18 protein-coding genes are annotated in these 18,640 nt (G+C 62.9%); 15 read left to right on the top strand and 3 right to left on the bottom strand.

From position 1 onward, the window contains the following. Window positions 1-58 precede the first annotated feature (58 nt). The 3 genes from H6A15_RS00160 to H6A15_RS00150 all read left to right on the top strand — a co-directional run bounded on the left by H6A15_RS00160 (window position 59) and on the right by H6A15_RS00150 (window position 2,526). Window positions 59-745, top strand: coding sequence for a glycosyltransferase (locus H6A15_RS00160; RefSeq protein WP_204671080.1), 687 nt, complete (start codon window positions 59-61; stop codon window positions 743-745). Window positions 746-754: 9 nt separating this feature from the next. Beyond that, the gene (locus H6A15_RS00155; RefSeq protein WP_204671078.1) at window positions 755-1,129 is read left to right on the top strand and encodes a DUF2304 domain-containing protein; all 375 of its coding nucleotides are present in this window, start codon (window positions 755-757) and stop codon (window positions 1,127-1,129) included. Window positions 1,130-1,338: 209 nt separating this feature from the next. Then, the gene (locus H6A15_RS00150) at window positions 1,339-2,526 is read left to right on the top strand and encodes a hypothetical protein (RefSeq protein ID WP_204671076.1); all 1,188 of its coding nucleotides are present in this window, start codon (window positions 1,339-1,341) and stop codon (window positions 2,524-2,526) included. Here H6A15_RS00150 and H6A15_RS00145 read toward each other — a convergent pair. The 3 genes from H6A15_RS00145 to H6A15_RS00135 all read right to left on the bottom strand — a co-directional run bounded on the left by H6A15_RS00145 (window position 2,489) and on the right by H6A15_RS00135 (window position 6,218). Continuing rightward, window positions 2,489-4,069: an S-layer homology domain-containing protein gene (locus H6A15_RS00145; RefSeq protein ID WP_204671074.1), complete on the bottom strand. Its 1,581-nt coding sequence runs from the start codon at window positions 4,067-4,069 to the stop codon at window positions 2,489-2,491. The genes H6A15_RS00150 and H6A15_RS00145 overlap by 38 nt on opposite strands. A 198-nt stretch (window positions 4,070-4,267) precedes the next feature. Next, window positions 4,268-5,632: a CAP domain-containing protein gene (locus H6A15_RS00140; protein ID WP_204671072.1), complete on the bottom strand. Its 1,365-nt coding sequence runs from the start codon at window positions 5,630-5,632 to the stop codon at window positions 4,268-4,270. 136 nt (window positions 5,633-5,768) lie between these two features. Further along, complete coding sequence (locus H6A15_RS00135; RefSeq protein WP_204671070.1) at window positions 5,769-6,218, bottom strand: RrF2 family transcriptional regulator; 450 nt, start codon at window positions 6,216-6,218, stop codon at window positions 5,769-5,771. 220 nt (window positions 6,219-6,438) lie between these two features. Between H6A15_RS00135 and sufC the strand changes: the two genes are divergently transcribed. From sufC to H6A15_RS00075, 12 genes are all read left to right on the top strand, one after another. After that, on the top strand, window positions 6,439-7,230 hold the full coding sequence (gene sufC / locus H6A15_RS00130) for a Fe-S cluster assembly ATPase SufC (RefSeq protein WP_204671068.1): 792 nt from the start codon (window positions 6,439-6,441) through the stop codon (window positions 7,228-7,230). A gap of 9 nt (window positions 7,231-7,239) precedes the next feature. Continuing rightward, entirely contained in the window at window positions 7,240-8,652 is a 1,413-nt protein-coding gene (gene sufB, locus H6A15_RS00125; protein WP_204671066.1) for a Fe-S cluster assembly protein SufB, read from the top strand. After that, entirely contained in the window at window positions 8,653-9,945 is a 1,293-nt protein-coding gene (locus H6A15_RS00120) for a SufB/SufD family protein (protein WP_204671064.1), read from the top strand. After that, window positions 9,942-11,285, top strand: coding sequence for an aminotransferase class V-fold PLP-dependent enzyme (locus tag H6A15_RS00115; RefSeq protein ID WP_204671062.1), 1,344 nt, complete (start codon window positions 9,942-9,944; stop codon window positions 11,283-11,285). Before H6A15_RS00120 ends, H6A15_RS00115 begins: the two co-directional genes overlap by 4 nt. A 55-nt stretch (window positions 11,286-11,340) precedes the next feature. After that, entirely contained in the window at window positions 11,341-11,763 is a 423-nt protein-coding gene (sufU, locus tag H6A15_RS00110) for a Fe-S cluster assembly sulfur transfer protein SufU (protein WP_204671060.1), read from the top strand. 20 nt (window positions 11,764-11,783) lie between these two features. Next, window positions 11,784-12,422, top strand: coding sequence for an ABC transporter permease (locus tag H6A15_RS00105; protein ID WP_204671058.1), 639 nt, complete (start codon window positions 11,784-11,786; stop codon window positions 12,420-12,422). A 58-nt stretch (window positions 12,423-12,480) separates the two neighbouring features. Then, window positions 12,481-13,407: a glycine betaine ABC transporter substrate-binding protein gene (locus H6A15_RS00100; protein ID WP_204671056.1), complete on the top strand. Its 927-nt coding sequence runs from the start codon at window positions 12,481-12,483 to the stop codon at window positions 13,405-13,407. A gap of 14 nt (window positions 13,408-13,421) precedes the next feature. Next, window positions 13,422-14,243, top strand: a complete 822-nt coding sequence (locus H6A15_RS00095) for an ABC transporter ATP-binding protein (RefSeq protein ID WP_204671054.1) — start codon at window positions 13,422-13,424, stop codon at window positions 14,241-14,243. After that, window positions 14,206-14,895: an ABC transporter permease gene (locus H6A15_RS00090; RefSeq protein WP_239462220.1), complete on the top strand. Its 690-nt coding sequence runs from the start codon at window positions 14,206-14,208 to the stop codon at window positions 14,893-14,895. The genes H6A15_RS00095 and H6A15_RS00090 overlap by 38 nt, the downstream gene beginning before the upstream one ends. Window positions 14,896-15,221: 326 nt before the next feature. Continuing rightward, window positions 15,222-16,511 carry a lysylphosphatidylglycerol synthase transmembrane domain-containing protein gene (locus H6A15_RS00085; RefSeq protein ID WP_204671045.1) on the top strand — a complete coding sequence of 430 codons (1,290 nt, stop codon included), beginning with the start codon at window positions 15,222-15,224 and terminating at the stop codon, window positions 16,509-16,511. Window positions 16,512-16,736: 225 nt separating this feature from the next. Continuing rightward, on the top strand, window positions 16,737-17,471 hold the full coding sequence (locus H6A15_RS00080; protein ID WP_204671043.1) for an iron-sulfur cluster assembly scaffold protein: 735 nt from the start codon (window positions 16,737-16,739) through the stop codon (window positions 17,469-17,471). 21 nt (window positions 17,472-17,492) lie between these two features. Continuing rightward, window positions 17,493-18,497 carry a GGGtGRT protein gene (locus H6A15_RS00075; protein ID WP_204671041.1) on the top strand — a complete coding sequence of 335 codons (1,005 nt, stop codon included), beginning with the start codon at window positions 17,493-17,495 and terminating at the stop codon, window positions 18,495-18,497. Window positions 18,498-18,640: the final 143 nt, after the last annotated feature.

Raw genomic sequence — 18,640 nt, 5'->3', positions numbered from 1 at the left:
CACGAGCGCGTATGATGGCATACGATGTGTCATATTCCGCGATGAGGAGACCGCAGTCGTGTCAACATTGGTCATTGTGCCCGCCTACAACGAAGAGGAGTCCATCGTCTCCACGATCGAAGAGCTTCGAGCACGGGCACCCGAATTTGACTATGTCATCGTGAATGACGGATCGCGCGATCGCACCGCCGCGCTTTGCCGCGAGCATGGATACGCCCTCATCGACCAGCCGGTGAACTTGGGCCTCACGGGAGGGTTTCAGACAGGGATGAAGTACGCCTGGCGCCATGGCTATGACAACGTCATCCAATTCGATGCGGACGGACAGCATCGCCCCGAACACCTCGCTGATCTTGTTGAGTTTCAACGGTCGACAGGTTCCGACATTGTCATTGGATCGAGATTCGTCACCAAATCCAAGCCTCATTCTTTGCGCATGGCCGGTTCGAACCTCATCTCATTTATCATCCGACTCACTTGTGGGGTAACCATCAAGGACCCCACCTCGGGCATGCGCCTGTACAATCGGCGCATGATAGAACAGTTCGCCACGAGAACAGACCTCGCGCCAGAACCCGATACGCTCGCGTTCCTCATCAAGAAGAAGAACGCCACAGTTGGAGAATGCCAGGTAGAGATGCGTGAGCGCATGGCAGGAGAAAGCTACCTCACCCTATCCAAATCGGTCTCCTACATGGCAAACGCCTGCGTATCCATTCTGTTTGCCATGTGGTTCAAAAACTAGGAGCATATCATGTCTGCCACACTTCGTATCTTCCTCATCATATGCGCCCTGGTGGTATTGGCGTTCGTCGTTCGCAAGATCAAGAAAGCTCAGATCACTGCGGGTGATTCGATCTTCTGGCTTTTCATGAGCCTCGGATTCGTGGTTCTTGCCGTCTTTCCCCAGATTGCCTTCTTCTTCGCAGACTTTCTTGGCGTGCAGTCGCCGTCGAACTTCGTCTTTCTCGTCATCATCGCGCTCCTGCTCATCCGCGAATTCGCCATCCAATCCGAGCTATCCACGCTGAGAACAAAGCTGATCGCTCTGGTCCAGGAGGTTGCTATTCAAAACGCCGAACATCGCAATACGAACGCATCTGACAGAGAGGACAGACTGGGGAATTGATCCTCCCACCAAAATCGCCCTCCATATCAACTATTCCCCACAAATTCAAAGAGAAATAACTATCTTTTCGCATCACAAAAGAATACTTTCGGCTCACGCTGGTCGAACGCACCCAGCAGCAGCCGCCGCATGCAAAAGAGCAACCTCCCCTTGAGGGGGTCATGATATACCATAGGGTGTGATGCCGACCGAGCTGGGGGGATGATCGTATGACGGTGCAAGGCAAGCAAGGCATGGGCCGAGGGACGTTTCTGCTTGCATCTATCGCCTGCCTCGTGCTGCTCCAGCTCTGCTTCGTCGCCAGCAATGTCGGTGCGAACATGCTCCCCAAGACTGCCCTTCAAGAGCGAGCGGAGACGTCTTGGGCTTCCCCGATGCTCACCAACATCTACCGCTATGACACATCCATCGCAACAATCCCGGTGTGCTACGACAACAACCGCTTCATCATCGAGGTGGCCCAGCAACGATCTTGGGACGATCCCCTCACGACCTCGGTACGCGCCTCGATTGCCGACCGCAGCCCCGAGGGCGTCGACGTCCCCTTCGATTATTTTCGGTACTGGCATGGATGGCAGATGCTATGCGACCTTGGACTTCTCGCCGGAGGCATAGGAGCGATCCAGGCGATTGTGCTGACGCTGCTTGCAGTCTCCATCATCTGGCTCACCGTCGCATTGAGCGCATCGGTGGGCCTGCCGGCGGCAATCACGTTCTCTGCCGCGGCCTTCATCCCCACCGGACTCGGCATCACGTTCATGACCGACCTCACCTTGGGCATATCGCTTTCTGCGGGCATCTTTACCAGCGCGCTGCTTGTTACAGTTGGACACCTCAAACGACAGGATGAGCCCTATTCAACCCGGCGACTTCTCAGCCTGATTGCTCTCGGCGGCGGTGCCGTCTATTGTTTCCTTGACTTCCTTACCATTCCGGCAGCCGTTCTCGCAATGGTGGTGTTCTGCGGAACCATCGCTTGCCGGAGACAGGACAGCACCATCCGATGGCACCTGTCTACCATTGCATGCATCACCATCGCGTTTGGCACAGGCTTTCTCGCAACGTGGATGTTCAAATGGGTGCTCGCCGCAATAGTCATTGGCCCTGAATATGTTGTCGGCAACGTCATTGGCGAAATGAATATTTGGACGAGCGAGCACGGGGAGCTCCCGCAACCGGACTGGGCCTCGTGGCTCAAAAGTCTCTATAGCCTCTCGCCCCAGCTCTTTGCCCTGCTGGCTCCGCTCGGATATATGACGCTCAGCTCTCCGCTGCTGGCGGCAGCGATCTTGGCAGCCATCGCGCTCTGCCTTTTGGTGTGGCGCCTCGCGCCGAGCAGCCGCGGGTGCGCGGCTGCGGTCAGCTCAATATGTCGCGATACAGTCGGGCAATCATAACGCCGGCCTGCGCCCGCGTCGCCGTGCCCGTGGGGTTGAGACGGGCGACTCCGTTCACGACGGAACCCGTAATGACGCCCTTATCAACAGCCCAGCCCATGGCCGCCTGGGCCCATGAGCCGACCTCGTTCCAGCCGCTCATCGACATAGCTGCCGACAGATCGGTCGAAGTGTCCACCCTGCCGATCTTCGACGCATAGTTCGCAAGCATGATGGCAAGCTCCTGGCGGGTAATGGTGAGCTCGGGACCAAAGATGTTCAGCGGCCCGTTGGCACTCGAGAACCCGCTGATCACGCCGGTGTATCGCGCCCACTCGATTGCATCGCCATAGAATTCGCCGTAGTCGACGTCGGCAAAGTCACGAGCGTTGGCCGAAGGCTCGCCTGCCATGCGCCAGAGGATGACGGCCACCTGCCCGCGGGTGATGGACCGCTCAAACCCGAATTCGCCTGAACCATCGGCGTAGCCGGACATGAACCCATGCGATACGGTGTAGACAAGGTCATCCGGATTGACCGCGTACCAGGCGGTCGCATCGTAATCAGCAAAAGCGCTCAGGGTCTCGATTCCCCCGGAGTTCCCCGGCGCCTCAGGCTCGGATGGGGTGTCGGGCTCGGAAGGAGGCGCAGGCGCCTCGGAGCCTCCCTGGCCCGCCTCGTCCTCAGCGATGTATGCAAGGCAGTCTTCCCGCTCGCGTTGATACCGCGAGATCCAGCCCTTGTGATATTGCGTCTGGTTGGGATAGCGCTCGGCGATGTTTTCCACCAAGGCGTCCACCAGCGCGTTGACCATCTGGCGATCCGTCATGCTGTTTGAAAGCTCGGCCAATCCCAAGAAATAGCGGACGCCGCCGGTTCCAAACAGGTTGGTCATGCTCCACACGAGGCCCTTGACGCAATCGGCTCGGCCCGTCATCACAATGCCCCCGCCAGACTCGCTTGCAAGCCACCGCTCGGTCACTGCATAGTAGTTGTTGTATGCCCAGGCATCCTGCAGGGCCGCAAACTCGCTCGAATCGGCGGCGTAGGCCGCATGCCAGGCATCTTCGGCAAGCTGGCCGACTTCGGTGAGCCTTCCCGTCTCGGAATCATAGAGCGAGACGGAGCCGTCTGAGAGCTCCGAGGCGCGTGCGATGACAGCCGCGAACATGCCATACTTCGTCGGGTTGTAATTGTAGACATCGGTTATGAAGCCGACGAGCGAATAGCGGCGGTCGAACTGATAGTAGCCGAGCGCGTTGTAGCCGTCACCGCGAGAAAATCCCTGGTCGTAGTTCTTGTTGCTCTCGTATTTGGTGAAGTACTTCATCTCGTCCGAAAGGTACACCGGCTGAAGCGATGAAGAAAGCAGGGAGATGCCGTCCTCCGATGCGCCCTCGTAGAAATCCGCCTTGTCGTAATCGGCCGGAGCGGGGAGCCTGTCTGCCTGTTCAACGATCGAGGCGGCGCCCGCCGCCTCTGCGGCAAAAACCGCTTGGGGAGCCGCCCCTAGCGAAAGCACCAGTGCGAAACCGGCAAGTACGGCGCGATGAGCATGACGCATGAAGTCCTCCTTGGCGTGCCGCCCGGCAAGCGGGAATAGTTCGATTAAGGCACGTTGTCGTGGCATTACCCGGTTAGAACAGAACCCAGTATGACTGAGTGCGCGACGTTGCGAAACCCCTGTCGGGCGCAGGTCGTCCACAAACCTGCGCCCGACATAAAAACAACGCCATTGCGAGCCGCGTCTGATGACCGCCCGCTACCACCCCAAGACGTCGCGATGAAGCCGTGCCGCCATGATGGCGACTTGGGCGCGGGTGGCGTTGCCTTGCGGCTGCAGCTCGGGACCGTGGCTGGTTGAAACGCCGCCGAGGATTCCCTCGTCCACCGCCCACGCCATGCCCTCTCGAGCCCACGACGACACCTGAGCCCATCCGCTGATGCCTGAGGCGGCCGCCTCGCTTCGACCGACGTCTTGCCCGGCGATCTTCTCGGCGAAATTGGCGAGCATGACCACGAGCTGTTCGCGCGTCACGGGATCGTTTGGGCCAAAGCGACGATATGCGCCGTCGGCATCCCGATAGCCGGTTATCACCCCTGTCGACCGCGCCCACTCGATGGCTCGCCCATAATACCAACCGTAGTCGACGTCTTCAAAGTCTGGGGCATCTGCCTGGGGTTCCCCCGCCATGCGATACAGAATCACCGCCACATCGGCGCGCGTGATGTTGTCATAAAAGCCAAACAGAGGGCGGTCTGCATAGCCCGACATGATGCCGTTGTTCAGCGTGTACACCAAATCACGGCGATTGTTCGAGTTGGTCATATACCAATCGCCGGCATTAAAGTCGCTAAACACGGCACCCAAATACTGGGGGAGCACGTCGAACACCGTCGTCGCTGGCCCGTCCAGGGCATCCCCCACAGAGGTTCCCCTGGTAGCTCCAAAGAATTCGACCCAGTACCAGCTCCCGCCACATTCAAACGCCGCGACGCCGACGCTCGAGAACGACGTGTTCACCATATTTGAATAGTGGCCCGGAGAGTTTGTCCACAGCTGATTGGCGAGCTCGGGCGTGGACGCGCCCATCAGGATGTTCTCACCCATGCTCCACCCCACAGAGACATCGTATTCATCGGCGATGCTGAAGCAGGTAAGCCCGTTTGGACGCGTGTGGCTAAAGCTCACCGAAATCTCCGCGGCGCGGACCATGGCAAGGTATTCGAGATTCTCATCCCAGACGAGAGGGGACGCACCGCGTGATGCCCGCGCGCTGTTGACCAAGCCGAGCATCTGTCGCGCCGAAGTCTGGTGGTAGACGCCGCCCACCCCAATGGCGACCGTGTCGTCTTCGATTCCAAGCGCCTGAACGCCCGAGGCGTTCGATCCCGCCTCGAACGCCGCCCCTTCGGGGACCGTCGGGGCGGCCATCCCAAAAGAGGGGTTCTCGGTGATCAGCTGAATAGGACCATCGGCCCTGCCGACGGTCGCCTCGTCAGCAAATGCCGCGACAGGAACGGACAGACAGCCCGCAAGCGCGCCCGCGACGATTGCGGCGCAGAGCTTCCGCACCGCCGACGCGCCCGTGCCCCCCGCATGGCGCCGACTCGCATTTCGTTTCATGATGACCCTCCCCCACATAAACCAACGCCTCATCCGAGCAGGTCGATGCCGTTATATCATCATTGCGGCACGGGCATTCGCATTATTCGGGAAGCGTGGCAAAAACGGGGGCAAGCAACGGAGAGACCCGGCATATCTAGACGCCTTCCATGTGAGACAGGTCGACGTCGAGGTCGATCTCGGGCACGCGTGCGAGTTCTGCGAGCGTGACCCCGTCGACATAGCTCTCGATCACGGACTCGAGGCCCGTCCAGAACTTCACCGTCGAACATAGGCCGGCGCGCGCGCAGGCGCCGTCGAGGCCCTCGCAGGCGACCGGCGCCGTCGTCCCCTCGGCCACCCTCAAGATGTCTCCAGCGCGAATCTCCTCAGCGGGACGTGCGAGGGCATAGCCTCCGCCCTTGCCACGCACGCTGCGCAGCAGCCCCGCCTGCATGAGCGGACGCACGAGCTGCTCAAGGTACTTCAGCGAGATGTCCTCGCCGTCGGCGACCTCGCGAAGGGAGACCCTGCCATGGGGTCCGCCGAAGGCGGCGATGTAAATCATCAGGCGCAATGCATAGCGCCCTTTTGAAGATATGAGCATACGAGCCCTCCGTCTCGCCGCTTCGCCGTGTCCCGCAAGAGCGGCCGAAAACAACGCGTATCAAGTAGCATTTCTCGTAGATTGAGCAGGTTAGCCCTTGACTGAAATCCACATCATCTTATCCTTAATCCGAGAGAAATCATAGGGTTTAAGAACCTCGTCACACGACAGCGAGCGCCGCCGCGCATGATGAGGACCCAACCGTTCAGGAAGGCACGACATGACCAGCACCTCTCCCCTTCTCTCCATTCGCGGCCTTTGCGCCTCGGTGGACGAGAAGTCCATCCTTCACGACATCGACCTCGACGTTGCCGCCGGCGAGACGCATGTGCTGATGGGCCCCAACGGCGCCGGCAAGTCGACGTTGGGCCACCTCATCATGGGCGACCCCGTCTACACCCAGACCGAAGGCACCATCACCTTTGACGGCGAGGACATCACCGACCTCTCCCCCGACAAGCGCTCCCGCGCCGGCCTCTTCCTCTCGTTCCAGGCTCCCGTCGAAATTCCGGGCGTGCCGCTCTCGAGCTTCCTGCGCGCCACCATCGCCGGGCGCCCCGGCCTCGAGATGCGCGGCAAGGAGTTTCGCCGCCGCATGAAAGAGCTTTGCGCCGCGCTCGACATGGACCCCGCCTACCTCAACCGCGAGCTGGGCGTCGGCTTCTCCGGCGGCGAGAAGAAAAAGGTCGAGATGCTCCAGCTGCTGCTCCTCAAGCCCAAGCTCGCCATTCTCGACGAGACCGACTCCGGTCTCGACGTCGACGCGCTCGGCGTCGTCTCGCGCGGCATCGACCTGTATCGCAAGAGCTGCGACGGGACCCTCATCATCATCACGCACAACACCCGCATCCTCGAGCATCTCGATGTGGACCGCGTGCACGTCATGGTCGGGGGGCACATGGTGCGCCACGACAACGCCGAGCTTATCCCTTGGATCGACGAGAACGGCTTCGAGAGCTTCGAGCAGGCGGCGGCCGGCGAGACCTCCGGCACCGTGTCCGAGTCCTGCTAAGGGGGCGACATGGCAAAGCAGCGCACCGAGGTCGCGGATATCGACCGCAGCCTCTATGACTTCAAAGATTCCGAAGAGGGCTTCGAGCGGCTCGACGCCGGCCTCACCCCCGAGATCGTCACCGAGATCTCCCGCCGCAAAGACGAGCCCCAATGGATGCTCGACTTCCGCCTGAAGTCTCTCGAGATCTATCACAGCATGAGCAATCCCACGTGGGGCCCCGGCATCGAGGGGCTCGACATGGACAACATCGTCACGTACGTGAAGCCCAACACCGACCAGCAGGCGACTTGGGACGAGGTGCCCGACGACATCAAGAACACCTTCGAGCGCCTGGGCATCCCCGAGGCGGAGCGCAGCTATCTCGCCGGCGTCGGCGCCCAGTACGACTCGGAACTCGTGTACCACAACATGCAGGACACGGCGGCCAAGATGGGCATCGTCTACTCCGGCATCGAGGAGGCGCTCCACGAGCCTCGCTGGGAGGCCCTCATCAAGAGCAAGTTCATGACCCTGATTCCGCCCACGGACCACAAGTTCGCCGCCCTGCACGGAGCCGTGTGGTCGGGCGGCTCGTTTGTGTACGTGCCGGCAGGGACCAAGCTTGAGTTCCCGCTCCAGAGCTACTTCCGCCTCAACGCAAAGGGTGCCGGCCAATTCGAGCACACCCTCATCATCGTGGAAGACGATGCAGACCTGCATTTCATCGAAGGCTGCTCGGCACCCAAATACAACGTGGCAAACCTTCATGCGGGAGCGGTCGAGCTCTTCGTGGGAAAGCGCGCGCACCTGCGCTATTCGACCATCGAGAACTGGTCGAAGAACATGTACAACCTCAACACCAAGCGTGCGCGCGTGGACGAGGAGGGCGAGATCGAGTGGGTCTCGGGCTCCTTCGGCAGCCACGTGGGCTACCTCTACCCCATGAGCGTGCTGTCAGGCAGGCGCGCAAAGAGCTCGTTTACCGGCATCACCTTCGCCGGCGCCGGGCAGAACCTCGACACCGGCACCAAGGTGGTGCTCGCGGCTCCCGAGACCTCGGCCACGGTCGAGACCAAGGGCATTTCTAAAGGCGGCGGCATCCAGACGTTCCGCAGCTCCATCGTCGCCACCCCCGATGCCGAGGGCTCGCAGGCGACCGTCTCGTGCCAGTCGCTCATGCTCGACGACCAGTCCCGCTCGGACACCATCCCCGCCATGGACATCCGAGCCAAAAACGTCGACATCGGCCATGAGGCGACCATCGGACGCATCGGCGACGACAAGGTGTTCTATCTCATGAGCCGCGGCATCTCCGAAGAGGAGGCGCGCACCATGATCGTGAACGGGTTCGCGAACCCCGTCTCCAAGGAGCTGCCGCTGGAGTATGCCGTTGAGATGAACAACCTTATCAAGCTTGAGATGGAAGGGGCGATCGGTTAGATGGACGCTCTCAAGATACGACATGCCAGCGCCATGCCCGCCCCCACCTGGAGCTGGCTCAGGATGAACGACACGACCATCTCCATTCCCGCGGGTCTCGTCCCGGGAGGCATGCTGGATATCGACGCCGGCGAAGAGCTCACCTCCACCTCCGCCAGCTTCGAGGACGCGGTCGTCGCGCTTCAGGAGCGCCTCGACGCCTCGCATGACGGCGCCCCGGATTCTCGCGCCTGCGTGGCAGGCGCTCGGAGCGGCGCTCAGGACGGCGGCGATGCGGGCCTTGGCGACCTCGACATTCCGGCTCTTTCGAGCTATCAGCGGAAGGCGACGATCGAAGAGGTGGCCGCAGACGTTGCCGCCGCCTTCGAGACCGGCGTCGGGACCGACACGCGCTCCTATCTCAACTTCCTCGCCGGCTCCACGGTGGTGCTTGCAGCCAAGCAGGGCGCCTCGGAGCGCGCGTCGATCCACCTGAAGGGCGTGTCGGGAGAGGCCGCCTCGGCGAGCGTCGACGCGATCGCTCAAGAGAACGCCACGCTTGACCTCGCCATCTCGCTCGATGGCGTCTCAGACGGCGAGGACGCGCGCGACGGGTCGTCGGGCCTCATCGGCTCGGAGCTTCGCGTGTTTGCCGGCCCCCGCTCACATGTGAACATCACCGTGTACGTCACGGCGGACGACGGCTTCACCGTCATCGACGACTCCGGCTTCGTCCTTGACGAGGGCGCGCGCGTGACCGTGCGCCACGTGGTTCTGGGCGGGGGGATGACCGCGACGGGCCTCGCCGCAGACCTGCGCGGAGACACCGCCCGCATCGACATCGACACCCGCTATCTCGCTGCAGGCGCAGACGTGCGCGACTTTAACTACGTGGTTCGCCATCGCGGCCGCAAGACCATCTCCGAGATCATGGCGAACGGCGTGCTCGCAGGCACCTCCAAGAAGGTGCTGCGCGGAACCATCGACCTCGTTCACGGATGCAAGGGCTCCGAGGGAACCGAGCGCGAAACCGTGCTCCTGGCGAGCCAGGGCGTGGACAACAAGACCGTCCCCACCATCCTGTGCGACGAAGACGACGTGGCGGGCAACCACGGGGCCACGATCGGGCACGTCCGCCCCGACCAGCTTTTCTACCTTGAGAGCCGCGGCGTCTCGCCCGAGGCTGCCGAGGGCCTCTTCATGCGCGCCAAGCTCGAAGACGCCTTCATCTCAGCACCCGACGACATCATCCGTGACAACGTTTGCCGCCTTGGCAGCAAGCTCTTCGCGGATTTTGAGGAGGACCTCGCATGATCGACACAGAACACGTCTCCTGCGACACCTGCACGGCGCCCGCCCCCGGCTTCTTCGACGCCTCCGACGCCGCGTCCCGTGCCTGGCCCCGCGTAGACATAGACGCCAACCCCTACAAGGCGAGCTTCCCGCTGTTCAGCGAGCATCCCGGCATCGCGTTTCTCGACAGCGCCGCCACCGCGCAGCGCCCGGCATGCGTGCTCGATGCGCAGAAGCGCTTCTACGAGACCATGAACGCAAATCCCCTGCGCGGCCTTTATTCGCTCTCCATCGAGGCGACCGAAGCGATCTCTTCGGTCCGCCGTCAGATCGCCGCCCTCATAGGCGCGGTCGACGAGAAGGGCGCCCCGCGCGCCGACGAGGTCGTCTTTACGCGCAACACGAGCGAATCGCTCAACCTGGTTGCGCGCTCCTTCGCGCCGACCGTCCTCGAGCCTGGTGACGAGGTCGCCATCACGATCATGGAGCACCACTCCAACCTCATTCCGTGGCAGCAGGCATGCCGTGCCGCCGGCGCCACGCTCGTCTACCTGCGTCCCACCAAGACCGGCGAGCTCACGGACGAGGAGATTGCCGCGAAGATCGGTCCGAAAACCAAGATCGTCGCGGCCACGCAGGTCTCCAATGTGCTAGGCGTCCGCGTTCCGGTCGAGAAGCTCGCCCGCGCCGTCCACGCCCAAGGGGGCTACATGGTCGTCGACGCGGCGCAGTCCGTGCCGCACATGCCAGTCGACGTGCGCGAGCTCGGCGCCGACTTCTTGGCGTTCTCCGCCCACAAGGCGCTGGGACCCATGGGCGTCGGCGTGCTCTGGGGCAAGCTCGAACTTCTTGAGGCGGCCGACCCGTTCCTCACGGGCGGCGAGATGATCGACTCTGTGACCGAGTCGGGCGCCGTATGGGCGCCGGTCCCCGAAAAGTTCGAAGCGGGCACCCAAGACGCCGCCGGCATCTACGCCACCGGCGTCGCCCTCGACTACCTCGCCAACCAGGTTGGCTACGAGGCGATCCGGTCCCGCGAGGCCGCCCTCGTGCATTACGCGATGTCGCGCCTTGTCGAGCTCCCCTGGATCGACATCCTCGGCTCCATCTATTGGGACCGCCACCACGGGGTGATCAGCTTCAACGTGCGCGGCATCCATCCGCACGACGTCGCGAGCATCCTCGATATGCACAACGTATGCATCCGCGCCGGGCACCATTGCGCGCAGCCCCTGCTCGCATGGCTCGAATGCGAAAACCTCGCATGCTGCCGCGCGAGCCTCGCCTTCTACAACGACCGCGCCGACGTCGACGCCTTTATCGATGGCCTGCAGTCCGTCTGGTCCACGTTCCACGCCTAACGTGGATCGTTGGGGACGGGTTCGTTTCATCCCATTTCTCAGATAGGAGCCATGCATGGGCAACATCTACACCTCGACCACGTTCATGGAGCACAACTCGCATCCCGACTACAAATACGAGATGGACTCCCCCACCCATACGCACGACGGCATCAACCCCAGCTGCGGCGATGAGCTCACCCTGCAGCTGCGCGTGGAGAACGGAGTGATCGAGGAAGCGAGCTTCACCGGCCACGGATGCGCCATCAGCCAGGCGTCCGCCGACATCATGGCCGACCTCATCACCGGTGAGACCGTCGAGGAGGCTCGACGCCTCTCAGGCCTCTTCCTGTCGATGATTCGCGGCGAGGAGCTCTCCGAGGAAGACTACGAGGACCTCGACGAGGCCGCGCAGCTCAAGGACATCTCCCACATGCCCGCGCGCGTGAAGTGCGCCGAGCTCGCCTGGCGCACGCTCGACGGAATGCTCGACGCCTAAGAGCGCGCACATTGACGCCCATGCAATCCATTCTTGACTACTTCGCGTCCGACGGAGCCGAATGGCTTCAGATGGTAGCCGAGCATCTCCAGGTAAGCGCGCTCGCCCTCGCGATCGCTGTGCTCGTGGCTGTTCCGGCAGGCATTCTCTGCTCCCGCAGCGCCCTTGCCGACCGGCTTGCCACCGGCATCGCAGGGGTGCTCCGCATCGTTCCCAGCCTTGCGGTGCTCATCATATGCGTGCCGTATCTCGGGGTGGGCACGCTCCCCGCAGTCGTGGCGCTCACCGTGCTTGCGATCCCGCCCATCCTCATCAACACCGCCGTTGCCTTCCGCAACGTTCCCTCGGAGATGATCGAGGCGGCGCGCGGCTTAGGGATGAGCCCCACTCAGATGTTCTGGCGCATTCAGGTGCCGCTCGCCTTTCCGGTCGCGTTCTCCGGCATACGGACCGCCTCCATCGAAGTCATCGCGTCGGCATCGCTTGCCGCCTACATCGGAGCCGGCGGGCTCGGCGTGCTCATCTACACCGGCATCGGCGCCATGCGCAACGACCTCCTCTGGATAGGAGGCCTGTCGGTCGCGGCGCTCTCGCTTCTCACCAGCCGCCTGCTCGCCGCCGCGGACAACCTTGTCAGGCGACGCCTTCACCTCGCCTAGCAGGCGCTCCGCCGAAAGACCAAACGCACTGTCCCCTCGTAGAGAATCGAGGCACACCATGAACCATCGACTCAAGACGCCGGCCATCTCTCGCAGGGCGGCCCTCGCCTCCGCCGGAGCCGCCCTCGGCATCGCCGGCGTGGCCGCCCTCACCGGCTGCAACGGAACCTCCGGCAGCTCGAAGGGGGCCGTCACCGTGGGGTCCAAGGCCTTCACCGAAGGCGTCATCCTCTCCGAGATCTATGCCCTCGCCCTTGAGGACGCCGGCTTCTCCGTAGACCGGTCGTTTGAGATTTCCGGATCGCTCATTCACACCGCGCTCGTCAACGGCGACATCGACCTGTATCCCGAGTACACCGGAACGGGCCTCATCAACATCTTGCAGATGGACCCCCTAACCGACCCTGACGAGGTGTATGAGACGGTCAAGAGCGAATACGCTGACCAATTCGACCTCGTCTGGCTCGAGAAGTCAGAGGCGGCAGACGGACAGAGCCTCGCCATCCGCACCGACGTCGCCGAGAAGCTCGGCATCAAGACCATCTCGGACCTGCAGGAGCACGCCAGCGAGCTCCGCTTCGCCAGCCAGGGCCAGTTCGACGAGCGCGAAGACAGCCTGCCGGCACTCGAGGCCGCCTACGGACCCTTCGATTGGGCAGAGCACGAAGTGTACGACGAGGGGCTGAAATACGAGGTCCTCCGCAACGACGAGGCGGACGTGACGCCCGCCTACACCACCGAGGCCCAGCTCTCCGACGACATGTTCACCCTCCTTGAGGACGACAAGCACGTCTGGCCTCCCTACAACGTCGCCCCTGTGGTGCGCGGCGAGGTGCTCCAGGAGCTTCCCGGCATCGAGGAGCCGCTCAATCGCGTGAGCGAGGCGCTCACCACCGAGATCCTGACCGGGCTCAACGCTCGCGTCGACATCGATAAAGAGGACTATGAGGACGTAGCTCGCGAGTTCTTCGAGAGCATCGCATAGCCAAGGAGCCAGCCATGCCAACTCAGACCGATGCCACGCCCGCCGTCGAGTTCCTCGATGTCAGCAAACGCTTTCCCGGCGCAGCCGAGGCGGCGATTTCCCATGTCTCGCTCTCGATAGCCGCAGGGGAGCTCGTGTGCGTGCTGGGCACCTCGGGCGGCGGAAAGACCACCCTCATCAAGCTCATCAACCGTCTCCACGACCCCGACGAGGGCGTCGTGCGCGTCGATGGGCGCGACATCTCGCAGGTCGACCCCGTCGAGCTCCGTCGCGGCATCGGCTACGTGATTCAGCAGACCGGCCTGTTCCCCCACATGACCGTCGCGCAGAACATCGCATGCGTGCCGAGCATCCTGGGCTGGGACCGCGCACGCATCGACGCGCGCGTCGACGAGTTGCTGAATCTGGTCCACCTTGAGCCCGGCGAATTCCGCGACCGCTACCCCAAACAGCTCTCCGGAGGCCAGCAGCAGCGTGTGGGCCTCGCACGAGGCCTTGCCGCCGAGCCCAAGCTCATGCTGCTCGACGAGCCCTTCGGCGCCCTGGACGCCATCACGCGCACCAATCTTCAAGACGAGCTTCTCGCCCTGCACCGCGACAGCGGCAAGACCTTTGTGTTTGTTACCCACGACATCTCCGAGGCGCTGCGCCTCGCTACAAAGATCCTCGTTCTCGACCGCGGCGTGGTGCAGCAATACGCCACCCCATCCGAGATGCTCAGGCATCCGGCGACCCCGTTCGTTCGCGAGCTGCTCAAGGCGGTAGAGGGAACCGTTCGCGCCGGGGAGGCCGCCGTCGATGGACGCGGCCGGGCCGTCGAGCGATCCGGGATGTGACGGCATGTCGGGCTTTATCGATTACGTCACGCGCCACGCCGACGACCTGTTGGAGGCAACGCTCGAGCATCTCTGGCTCACGGGCGCGACGCTCGTGCTGGCAATCGCGCTCGCCGCGATCGTCACCATGGTCTGCCTCCGCTCCCGTCGACTTGGCGACGCGGTGGTCGAGGTGCTGGGAGCGATCTACTCCATTCCGAGCCTCGCGCTGTTCGCCCTGCTCATACCGCTCACGGGCCTCGGTTTTACCTCGGCGGTCATCGTGATGGTCGTCTACTGCCAGTTCATGCTCGTCCGCAACGCGCTCGAGGGGATCCGCGGCGTCGACCCCGACATCCTGGAGGCGGCTGAAGGCCTGGGGATGAGTCCCCGTCAGGTCATGATACGCGTCAGGCTTCCGCTGGCGCTGCCCACAATCATCGCCGGCGTGCGCCTCGCTGCCATCTCGACCATCGGCATCGCGACCATCGCCGCCTCCATCAATGCGGGAGGGCTGGGACTCATCCTCTTCTCGGGCCTCCGTACGCTCGACGTCGACAAGATCTTGGCGGGAACGCTCTGCTGCATGGCCCTCGCCCTGGTCGTCGACGCGCTGCTCAAGCGACTCGAGGCGCTCACGTCTCGGGGAATCTCTCTACGCGAGCTTTCTTGAGATGGCTTCCACCGAAGCTGAGCCAATTCACTAAAGTGGTGCCCAGGCAACACCAAGAATGACCAGTGTCCCCCTCCAACCCGCAATCAATTTGCCCAGAGTACACCATGATTGACCATCTCCCGCCGCTTCTGCGACATCCTTACCCAGGGGTGGGTAAGATCGACCATCCGCCGCGTCCATGTGCCACCCAGCACGCGTCTCCATCCGTGGAGGACCGGAGTCTGCGCGGCGTGCTGAAGGGTTGAATATCACCTGCGGTCTATGGAACCCGCACGAGATTGGGGTACACTGCCCGAGGATACCCGATTTGAAAAGGAAGTAGCATGGCGCGAGAAAGCGAGCGTGACACCCGTACCTCAAGCGCAAAACCACGCAAGTCTGCTCCCCCGAAGCTTCACGTGGGCTCGGCAACCACCGTGCGAGACCGCAACGCCGACCGCTCCTCCATGAAGCAGGTCCGCACGACGATCTTCCTCCTCGGCTTCATCGCGATCGCCTATGTCGCCTATCTCTTCGTCAGCGGCCAGGTGGACGACTTCTTCCGCGCCCTCATGGGCGTCGATGTCGGCTGGATCGTGTCCGGCGTCTGCTGCTTTTTGTTCTACTACGTCTTTGGCGTGCTCGCCTATTCGGTCCTCGCCTCGACCGACCATGACTCGCCGGTGGGCTTCCGCGACCTCATGAGCGTCGAGGCGTCGGGCGTCTTCTTCATGCGCATGACGCCGGGAGGCGCAGGGGTCATCCCCTCCCAGATCTATCGTCTCACGCGAGCAGGCCTCTCCCTCACCGACGCATCGGCCCTGCAGTTCATCCGCTTCACGCTTTACGAGGCCGGCGAGGGCATCTTCGCCGCGCTCATGCTCCTGCTCTGCAGCGGCTACTTCCTTGAAACCTTCGCCGACGTCAGGATCTTGGGCCTCGACGTGATCTTTATCGGCATCTTCATGTTTGCCTACAAGTTCGTCCAGGTAGGCGGCGTGCTCCTGCTCTGCGCGCTGCCGCGGCCCATCCAGAAGGTCGGCGGCATCGTGCTGTGCATCGGCCATAAGCTCCATATCCTGAACGACAAGCGCTACGAGCGGTTCCAAGACGTCTTGGACACCCAGGTCACCACGTTCTCAAGCGCGTTCCGCTCGGCGGCAAAGCACCGGCGCGTCCTCATCGTCGTCGAGATCATCACCCTGATGCAGCTGGCATGCATGTATGCGCTGCCCTATTTCGTGCTGCGCGCGTTTGGCCTCGAGGCCGACCTTCTCATCTGCCTCGCATCCGGCTCGATGGTCGAGCTCCTGGTGAACGCGATACCCCTTCCGGGCGGCGCGGGCGGCGCGGAGGTGGGCTTCTCCTATCTGTTCGGCAACATGTTCGGCTGGCACCTTGCCGCAGGCCTGGTAATCTGGCGCAGCGTGGAGTATCTCCTGCCGGTCCTCATCGCGGCGCCGTGCATGGGCATGCGCTCCACCTCCACCGAAAGCATCTACCACCGGTGGACAAGGCGCTACCGCAACGTCTGGCGCATCGCGCGCGGCGGACAGGGCTCGCTCGAGCGGCCCGCCGGCATCAAGTACCGCCCGAAAGCCCCTTCGGACAAGAAACGCAGCAAGAAGCGCTAGCGCCTAAGCGACAACACCATAGGAAAAGATGCGTCGCGCCGCCACGGAGGCGCCCGTTGCCCGCTTTCCCTCCCCTTGGCGGCAAAGCAATTTTCCGTCGACGTAAAATTGGCCGCCAGTCACCGAATCGATGCGCGCTTTATCGCGCTAGAATAGAGGGGCATGTCAGGCTCGGGGGGCCATCTCGCCATGGCTCGCCGATATAAGTCGAAAGAGAGGAGAGGCATGCAGTACACAGCAGAAGTGGAGAACATGTGCCCCGTTGCCAAGGGCGCATACCACGGCCCCGCACCCATTCCCGAGGAGGGCAAGTGGGTCCAGGCCAAGGAGATTTCCGACATCTCCGGCCTCACGCACGGCGTGGGTTGGTGCGCTCCCCAGCAGGGCGCTTGCAAGCTCACCCTTAACGTCAAGGATGGCATCATCGAGGAGTGCCTCGTGGAGACCCTCGGCTGCTCGGGCATGACCCACTCCGCAGCCATGGCTTCCGAGATCCTTCCCGGCAAGACCATTCTCGAGGCTCTGAACACCGACCTCGTCTGCGACGCCATCAACGTGGCCATGCGTGAGATCTTCCTGCAGATCGTCTACGGCCGCAGCCAGACCGCGTTCTCCGAGGGCGGCCTGCCCGTCGGCGCCTCCCTCGACGACCTGGGCAAGGGCCTGCGCTCCCAGGTCGGCACCATGTTCGGCACCAAGGCCAAGGGCGCTCGTTACCTCGAGCTCGCCCAGGGCTACGTCACCCGCATGGCGCTCAACGACAAGAACGAGATCATCGCGTTCGAGTTCCTGAACCTCGGCAAGTTCACCGACGCCCTCAAGAAGGGCAAGTCGCCCGAGGAGGCCGTCGCCGGCGCCATGGGCCACTACGGCCAGTGGGAGGCCGCGGCGAAGTACATCGACCCGCGCACCGACGAAGAGACCCACACCGTCGAGAACGTGTTCCCGGTTCACGAGTAACAGAAAGGGAGGGAAAGAACAATGGCTGTAAGCTTCGAAGGTTACGAGCGCCGCGTTGAGAAGATCAACGCCTGCCTCGCTGAGAACGGCATCTCCTCCCTCGAGGAGGCCGAGCAGATCTGCCTGGACAAGGGCGTCAACCCCCGCGCCATCGTGGAGGACGTCCAGTCCATCGCGTTCGAGAACGCCAAGTGGGCCTACACCCTTGGCTGCGCCGTCGCCATCAAGAAGGGTGCCAAGACCGCCTCTGAGGCCGCGTCCCTGATCGGCGAGGGCATCCAGGCCTTCACCGTCCCCGGCTCCGTCGCCGAGGACCGCAAGGTGGGTCTTGGCCACGGCAACCTGGGCGCCATGCTGCTCGGCGATGACACCGAGTGCTTCGCGTTCCTGGCCGGCCACGAGTCCTTCGCCGCCGCTGAGGGCGCCATCGGCATCGCCATGAACGCCAACAAGGCCCGCAAGAAGCCGCTGCGCGTCATCCTGAACGGCCTTGGCAAGGACGCCGCCCAGATCATTGCCCGCATCAACGGCTTCACCTATGTGAAGACCCAGTTCGATTACTACACGGGCGAGCTCAAGGTCGTCGAGACCATCCCCTACTCCGATGGTCCTCGCGCCGAGGTCAACTGCTACGGCGCCGACGACGTCCGCGAGGGCGTTGCCATCATGTGGCACGAGAACGTCGACATCTCGATCACCGGCAACTCCACCAACCCCACGCGCTTCCAGCACCCCGTTGCGGGCACCTACAAGAAGGAGCGCATCGAGGCCGGCAAGAAGTACTTCTCCGTGGCCTCCGGTGGCGGCACCGGCCGTACCCTGCATCCGGACAACATGGCTGCCGGCCCCGCTTCCTACGGCATGACCGACACCATGGGCCGCATGCACTCCGACGCCCAGTTCGCCGGTTCCTCCTCCGTGCCTGCGCACGTCGACATGATGGGCCTCATCGGCATGGGCAACAACCCCATGGTCGGTGCGACCGTCGCTTGCGCCGTCGCCGTCAACGCCGCCCTCAACGGCTAAGATCCGACACGCGGAGGCCTGCACCCCGAACCGTTCGCGATGACGCGACGTCCGGGGCGTGCAGATTCGCCCCTAAGACCGCCGTCCAGTTTTGTCTGGGCGGCGGTCTTTTCATCTACCCGCCCTGTTCGCGGTATAGTTAC

Origin of the sequence: Enorma phocaeensis (assembly GCF_016901575.1) — a bacterium.
GTDB lineage: Bacteria > Actinomycetota > Coriobacteriia > Coriobacteriales > Coriobacteriaceae > Limicola > Limicola phocaeensis_A.
This window is presented reverse-complemented; position numbering and strand designations above follow the sequence as displayed.